Annotated in this window: 7 protein-coding genes and 1 pseudogene; 5 read left to right on the top strand and 3 right to left on the bottom strand. The window is 69.8% G+C overall.

Going from position 1 to position 6500, the window contains the following annotated elements; genetic code table 11:
* Window positions 1-519, top strand: a 519-nt coding sequence (locus tag VED21_RS14785; protein WP_324883238.1) for a hypothetical protein, incomplete at its 5' end; no start/stop codon positions are given.
* Between the two features lie 151 nt (window positions 520-670).
* Here the strand turns inward: VED21_RS14785 and ligA are convergent.
* Window positions 671-3058 carry an NAD-dependent DNA ligase LigA gene (gene ligA / locus VED21_RS14780; RefSeq protein ID WP_324883236.1) on the bottom strand — a complete coding sequence of 796 codons (2388 nt, stop codon included), beginning with the start codon at window positions 3056-3058 and terminating at the stop codon, window positions 671-673.
* 98 nt (window positions 3059-3156) lie between these two features.
* On the opposite strand from ligA, the gene VED21_RS14775 reads away from it, so the two are divergent.
* From VED21_RS14775 to VED21_RS14765, 3 genes are all read left to right on the top strand, one after another.
* On the top strand, window positions 3157-3591 hold the full coding sequence (locus tag VED21_RS14775; protein ID WP_324883234.1) for an OsmC family protein: 435 nt from the start codon (window positions 3157-3159) through the stop codon (window positions 3589-3591).
* 32 nt (window positions 3592-3623) lie between these two features.
* Complete coding sequence (locus tag VED21_RS14770; RefSeq protein WP_324883232.1) at window positions 3624-4133, top strand: hypothetical protein; 510 nt, start codon at window positions 3624-3626, stop codon at window positions 4131-4133.
* Window positions 4134-4489: 356 nt separating this feature from the next.
* Window positions 4490-5122: a TIGR02466 family protein gene (locus VED21_RS14765; protein WP_324883230.1), complete on the top strand. Its 633-nt coding sequence runs from the start codon at window positions 4490-4492 to the stop codon at window positions 5120-5122.
* 21 nt (window positions 5123-5143) lie between these two features.
* Here VED21_RS14765 and VED21_RS14760 read toward each other — a convergent pair whose 3' ends face one another.
* Window positions 5144-5782 (bottom strand): LysE family translocator, encoded by a 639-nt coding sequence (locus VED21_RS14760; protein WP_324883228.1) that lies wholly within the window; start codon window positions 5780-5782, stop codon window positions 5144-5146.
* Window positions 5783-5820: 38 nt separating this feature from the next.
* Here VED21_RS14760 and VED21_RS14755 point away from each other — a divergent pair, with 38 nt between their 5' ends.
* Entirely contained in the window at window positions 5821-6288 is a 468-nt protein-coding gene (locus tag VED21_RS14755; RefSeq protein WP_324883226.1) for a hypothetical protein, read from the top strand.
* Between the two features lie 24 nt (window positions 6289-6312).
* On the opposite strand, the pseudogene VED21_RS14750 reads toward VED21_RS14755, so the two are convergent.
* Window positions 6313-6500, bottom strand: a pseudogene (locus VED21_RS14750) (DNA repair protein RecN); the annotation flags it as partial.

The following is a 6500-nucleotide window of genomic DNA, read 5'->3' as shown; positions in this document are numbered from 1 at the left end:
GACCAGATCCAGACGGAGGTGGCCGACATCTCCGGCCGCATCAAGGCGACCAAGGTGGAGATGGCGGCCCTGCGCCACCCGCTGGCCGGCGAGGACAAGTTCATCCAGGCGTCGCAGGAGTTGAGCGCCGTCGTCTCGGCGACCGAGGCGGCGACCAACACCATCATGGCCTGTGCGGAAGAGATGGAGGAGATCGTCCACGAACTCCGCTCCTCGATCCCCGAAGGCTACCAGCACGACCGCGTCAACGACCTCCAGGAGGTCATCGTCCGCATCTACGAGGCGTGCAACTTCCAGGACCTGACCGGCCAGCGCATCACCAAGGTCGTCCGTGCGCTCTCCTTCATCGAGGAGCGCATCGAGGCGATGATGGGCCTCTGGAACCGGCGCGAGTTCGAGGCGATGCCGCTGCCGCCCACCGTCACCAAGCTGGACGGCGACCTGGAGCTGCACGGCCCGGCACCCTCGGAAGACGCCGGCAACATCTCCCAGGCCGACATCGACGCGCTGTTCGCGTAAATCTCAAGAGGCAGGGCGGGGCACGCTGTCCGCAAGGATCAGCGGCCCGTAGGTTGGGTCTGGACCCAACACCGCCCGCGGCGCGGAAGGCGTTGGGATTTCGCTGGCGCTCAACCCAACCTACGGGTGCCGTTTCGGCGCGGGCCGGACATCACCCGCCGATCAGGTCCAGCCACTCCCGCTCGCTGAGCACGGTCACGCCCAGTTCGCGCGCCTTGGTGGCCTTGCTGCCGGCGTCGGCGCCGACGACCACGTAGTCGGTCTTCTTCGATACCGAGTTCGTGACCTTGGCGCCCAGCGCCGCCGCGCGGTCCTGCGCCGCGTCCCGGGTCATGGTCTCCAGCGTGCCGGTGAACACCACCGTCTTGCCGGCGACGGGGGAGCCCGTCACCTTCGGCTTCTCGGCGTCCAGCACGCGCACGCCGGCATCGCGCAGGCCCTGGATGATCGCGCGGTTGCGCTCCTCCATGAAGAAGCCGGCGATCTCCTCGGCGGCCACCTCGCCCACGTCGGGCACGCGCACCAGCGCGTCCCACGCCGGCCCCGGCGCCTCGGCGGCGGCCTGCGCCATGGCCGCCTTCCAGCGCTCCAGGTCGCCGTAGTGCGCCGCCAGCGCGTCGGTGACCCGTTTGTTGGCCTCCCTCTTGCCGATCAGGGTGCCGATCACCGTCTCCAGAGCGAGCCCCGGTTGCCCGGCATAGAAGTCGACCTTTCCGACGTTCTCCGGCACCGAGAACCAAGCCACGAGCGCGTTGACGGCGGTTGGGCCGACGCCCTTGAGCGCCGTCAACTCGCGCCACGCCGCGCCGGGCATGGCCTGCACCGCCGCCTCCATCCCCGCCAGCCACGCGTCCAGCGAGCCGAAGTGCCGGGCCATCGACTTGGCCGTCACCTCGCCCACGTGGCGGATGCCCAGCGCGAAGATGAAGCGGTGCAGGTCGGTGCCGGCGCGGCGCTGGTTGATGGCGGCGTACAGGTTCTCGACCGACTTCTCCTTCCAGCCGAAGCGGCCGAGGATCTGGATGGCGCCGGCCTTCTCGCGCTCCTCCAGCGTGAAGATGTCGACGGGGGAGCGCAGCATCCCGTCGTTCCAGAACTCCTCGATGATCTTCTCGCCCAGCCCTTCGATGTCGAAGGCGTCGCGGCTGACGAAGTGGCGCAGCCGCTCCTTGGCCTGGGCCGGGCAGATCAGGCCGCCGGTGCAGCGGCGCACCACCTCGCCCTCCTCGCGCACGGCGAGGCTGCCGCACTCCGGGCAATGGTCGGGGAAGACGAAGGGTGCCGCCCCCTCCGGCCGCTGCGATTCGACCACGCCGACCACCTGCGGGATGACGTCGCCCGCGCGCTGGACGATGACCAGATCGCCGATCCGCACGTCCTTGCGGGCGATCTCGTCCTCGTTGTGCAGGGTCGCGCGGCTGACCACGACGCCGCCCACCGTGATGTCCTCCAGCTCCGCCACCGGGGTCAGCGCGCCGGTGCGGCCGACCTGGATGGTGATGCCCTTCAGGCGCGTCTGCGCCTGCTCCGCCGGGAACTTGTGGGCGATGGCCCAGCGCGGCGCGCGGCTGACGAAGCCCAGGCGCTCCTGCAAATCCAGCCGGTCCACCTTGTAAACCACGCCGTCGATGTCGAAGGGCAGGGTGGAGCGGCGGCGGCCGACCTGCTCGTAGTACAGCAGCAGCTTCTCCACCCCGTCCACGTGCTCGGCCGGGCGGTTCAGCCGGAAGCCCCACGCCTCCAGGCGCTGGCGGATGCCCCACTGGGTGTCGGCGATCGGCTCCGACACCTCACCCAGCGCGTAGCCGAAGAAGCACAGCGGGCGCGACGCGGTGACCGACGGGTCCTTCTGGCGCAGCGAGCCGGCGGCGGCGTTGCGCGGGTTGGCGAACACCGGCTCGCCCTTCTCCGCATACCCGCGGTTCATCTCCAGGAAGTCGTCGCGGTTCATGTAGATCTCGCCGCGCACCTCCAGCACGGCGGGGCAGGGCGCGGGGAGCTGCTTGGGCACGTCCTTGATGGTCATGACGTTGGCCGTCACGTCCTCGCCCTCCGTGCCGTCGCCGCGCGTGGCCGCCAGCACCAGCCGCCCGTTCTCATAGCGCAGCGAGCAGGACAGCCCGTCGATCTTCGGCTCGGCCACGAAGGTGACCGGGGCGTCGGCGGCCAGCCGCAGATCCTTGCGGATGCGGTTCACGAAGTCGTGCGCGTCCTCCGGCGCGAAGGCGTTGCCCAGCGACAGCATGGGCATGGCGTGCCGCACCTTCCGGAACCCCGCCGCCGGGGCGGCGCCGACGCGCAGGCTCGGCGAATCGGCACGGCGCAGCTCGGGATAGCGCGCCTCGATGGCGTTGTTGCGGCGGACCAGCGCGTCGTACGCGGCGTCGGAGATCTCCGGCCGGTCCTTCTGGTGGTAGAGCGTGTCGTGGTGCGCGATCTCCTGCGCCAGCGCGGCCAGTTCCGCCTGCGCCTGCTCGATCGTCAATTCCTCGACGGGGACGGCGCGCGGGTTGGCGGGGACGGAGAAGAGATCGGACATGGCGTGACCCAGGCTGTGGCGAGGGACGGAGAATAGCGCTTGCCTACGGCCGGTGAAATGGCTGAGCCTCGCGGTCGGGGTATGCACGAGGAAAGATCATGAAGGCGCGCGTGAAGTGGGTGGACGGCATGATGTTCGTCGGCGAGTCCGGCAGCGGCCATGCCGTGGTGATGGACGCCGCTCCCGACGTGGGCGGGCGCAACCTGGGTGTGCGGCCGATGGAGATGCTGCTGCTGGGCATGGGCGGCTGCTCGTCCATCGACGTGGTGATGATCCTGAAGAAGGGCCGCCAGCCGATCACCGACTGTGTGGTGGAGCTGGAGGCGGAGCGCGCCGCCACCGATCCCAAGGTGTTCACGAAGATCCACGCGCACTTCATCGTCACCGGCCGCGGCCTCGACCCGAAGAAGGTGGAGCGCGCCGTCGCCCTGTCGGCGGAGAAATACTGCTCCGCCTCCGTCATGCTGGGCGCCACCGCCGCCATCACGCACGGCTTCGAGGTGGTGGACGACACGGCGGCCCCCGCCGCCTGATCGCCGGCCCGAACCCCAGGAGACGCGCCGCCATGTCCGCACCGCCGCCGATGGCGATCGACGACCGGCTCGTGGTCGCGGCGGCGCTCGACCGCATCCTCTACGACGACCCCGAACACTTCGCGGCCGACGACGCCCGCGCCGTGCGCGCGCTGATCCCGCGTGCCCGCACGCCGTGGCTCAGCCTGGGCTTCCGGGCGCACAGCCAGGGGCCGGGCATGAGCGGCCAGGCGGCCGGCGTCGGCCAGGTCGACATGCAGGGCGAGGAGAAGGTCGTGAAAGGCGGCATCGGCGAAGGGCCGGAATGGCGCTGCGGCCAGTACAAGATCTCCAACCGCGGCAACGGCCTGGAGATCTGGCAGGTGATGAGTGACGAGTTCGACGAGACGCCGAAGGGCGCTTGGCTGGACATCGACGCGCTGGGGGCTCCCAAGCGCCTGCTGTTCTTCCAGCCCCGCGACATCGGCCTGCGCATCCCCTTCACGGCGCTGCACTTCGTCATCCGCCTGGGCGGCTGGCAGGAGTGGAAGCGGCCGGGGTGACGTCCGATACGGCGTCCGGACGCGCGAATACCTTTTGCCGCACACACGCGATGGTGTGCAAGGCCCCTGTCCTGTGCTGAAATGAGTTGCCGGCCGGGACGGGCCCGGCCGGCCAACCAAGGGAGAACAAGATGGAAGAGCCCATCTTTTCTCTCCGGCTTCGCTTTCGGGGCTGGCGGATCGAGATCCGCATCACCCTGAAGCGTCGCTAGGAGGTGGCCGGGGGTGCGGAGACACCCCCGGCTTCCTTCAAAGATAGCCTCTCCCACGACGCTTGACAATGCGGCTCCCGCGCCCGCAGGGCGCGGCAAGGCGTCCCTTTGACGGCCTACGCTCTTTCGGCTAGAGCAGGCGGCATGAGCAAGACCGCATCCCCCTCCTCCGTGGAGTCGCTGTTCGTCACGCGCATCTACCGTGCCGAACTGGCCGAAGTCGTTCCCCTGAACGGGGAACTCGCCGCCTCCTGCCGCTCCGCCGCCGAAGACGACGAGGCGGGGCAGGACTGGTCGGACGAGCACGGCTACACCGGCTACACCTCCTACGCCTCGCTGGACGACCTGTCCTGGCGCTTCCCGGCGGTGAAGGATCTGACCAAGCACATCGACCGCCACGTGAAGGGCTTCGCCAAGATCCTCGAATGGGACCTCGGCGGCCGCAAGCTGGAACTCGACTCGCTGTGGATCAACGTGCTCGATCCGGGCGGCTTCCATGGCTCGCACATCCACCCGAACAGCGTGATCAGCGGCACCTACTACGTCGACGTGCCGGAGGGGGCGAGCACGCTGCGCTTCGAGGATCCGCGCCTGGGCTTCATGATGGGCTCCCCTCCCAAGAAGGCCAAGGCGGCACGCGAGGTGCAGCCCTTCGTTCCCATGGTGCCGAAGCCCGGCACGCTGCTGCTGTGGGAAAGCTGGCTGCGGCACGAAGTGTCGCTGAACCGCGCCGAGACGGAGCGCATCACCATCAGCTTCAACTACGCCTGGCGCTGATTCGCCCTTGCGCGTGTTGGGTTACGCGTGGCGGACCAGCGCCAGCAGGCCGCCCGCGCCCACCATCAGCCCGCCGCTGACGCGGTTGACGGTGCGCGTGGCCGAGGCGCCGGACAGGCGGGCGGCGATGGTCTGCCCGCCGACGGCGTAGGCGAGGATCCAGCCGAACTCCACCACCACCATCACCGCGACCAGGATGGTCAGCTGCGGCAGCAGCGGGGCCGCCGGTTCGATGAACTGCGGGAACAGCGCGGCCATGAACACCAGCGCCTTCGGATTGCTGGTGGCGACCAGCACGCCGCGCAGGAACAGCCGCGCCGGCGTGCCGCCGGCCTCCACCGCCGGGGCGGCGTCCGGCGCCGCCGCATCGCCGTTCACCGGCGCCCGCCACGTGGCGATGCCCAGCCACGTCAGGTAGGCGACGCCGGCCCACTTCACCGCCAGGAAGGCCGGCTCCGACGCCGCCAGCAGCGCGCCCAGCCCCATTACCGACAGCGTCGCCATGCCGGCCAGCGCCGCGCACATGCCCAGGCCGCCCCAGGCGGCGCGGCGCACGCCGAAGCGCAGCCCCAGGCTCATGGCCAGCAGCATGTTCGGCCCCGGCGTCATCGACAGGACGAACGAGGTGACCAGGAACAGACCCAGCGTGTGCCAACCCATGCGCGCCTCCGGTTCGGGGGAGGGCGAGGAGAGCACGCTTGGCACGCCTCGGACAAATGCCGAGCGCGCGGGGCAGATTTCCGGTCGCGGTGGAACTTTCCGGCCGGCGGCGTGACCAACCCGGCAAGACCATCGAACGTGGAGCACCCGCCATGAAGTCCGCAGCCTTCGGATTGTTCGCTCTGGCCGCCACGGCCATCGCCACCGCCACCCCGGCCTCTGCCGATATTCAGGTCTGCGCCTACAACAACGCCGCTGTGAAGGGCAGGGCCAACATCACCTTCTATCTCACCGACGCCGAGCACCGCCGGGACTCCGGCTGGAAGACGCTCCTTGCCGGCGAGCGCTACTGCCAACGGCAGGAGAACGTCCGCGCCTTGAACGTGACGGTCCAGGGGTTGACCACCGAATGGAAAAAGGTGTGCGACGAAAACCGGCGCCCGGGCGAAAGCATCGAGGTCCGCATGACGGGCACCGTCTTCGATCTGGACTGCAAGGTCTGGTGAGGCGCCGCCCCCGCCTGCTGCCGGTCAGCCGCGTCCGGCGATCAGGCTGTCGGCCGCCCGGCGGGCCTCCTCGGTGACGGTGGCGCCGGACAGCATGCGGGCGATCTCCTCGCGGCGCTCGTCGCCGTCCAACTCGGCGACGCCGGTGGTCACCGTCTGGCCCTTGACCGCCTTCTGCACCTTCAGGTGCGTCGAGCCGCGCGCCGCCACCT

The sequence above is a fragment of the Azospirillum sp. genome (assembly GCF_035627195.1).
Classification (GTDB): Bacteria; Pseudomonadota; Alphaproteobacteria; order Azospirillales; family Azospirillaceae; genus Azospirillum.
Note: the sequence above shows the minus strand (reverse complement) of the source record. Positions and strands in the feature narration are given on the sequence as shown.

Bases quoted from the DNA above. Each gene is read 5' to 3' on its own strand.
- ligA (WP_324883236.1), bottom strand. From the start codon at position 3,058: ATGTCCGATCTCTTCTCCGTCCCCGCCAACCCGCGCGCCGTCCCCGTC.
- VED21_RS14775 (WP_324883234.1), top strand. From the start codon at position 3,157: ATGAAGGCGCGCGTGAAGTGGGTGGACGGCATGATGTTCGTCGGCGAG.
- VED21_RS14770 (WP_324883232.1), top strand. From the start codon at position 3,624: ATGTCCGCACCGCCGCCGATGGCGATCGACGACCGGCTCGTGGTCGCG.
- VED21_RS14765 (WP_324883230.1), top strand. From the start codon at position 4,490: ATGAGCAAGACCGCATCCCCCTCCTCCGTGGAGTCGCTGTTCGTCACG.
- VED21_RS14760 (WP_324883228.1), bottom strand. From the start codon at position 5,782: ATGGGTTGGCACACGCTGGGTCTGTTCCTGGTCACCTCGTTCGTCCTG.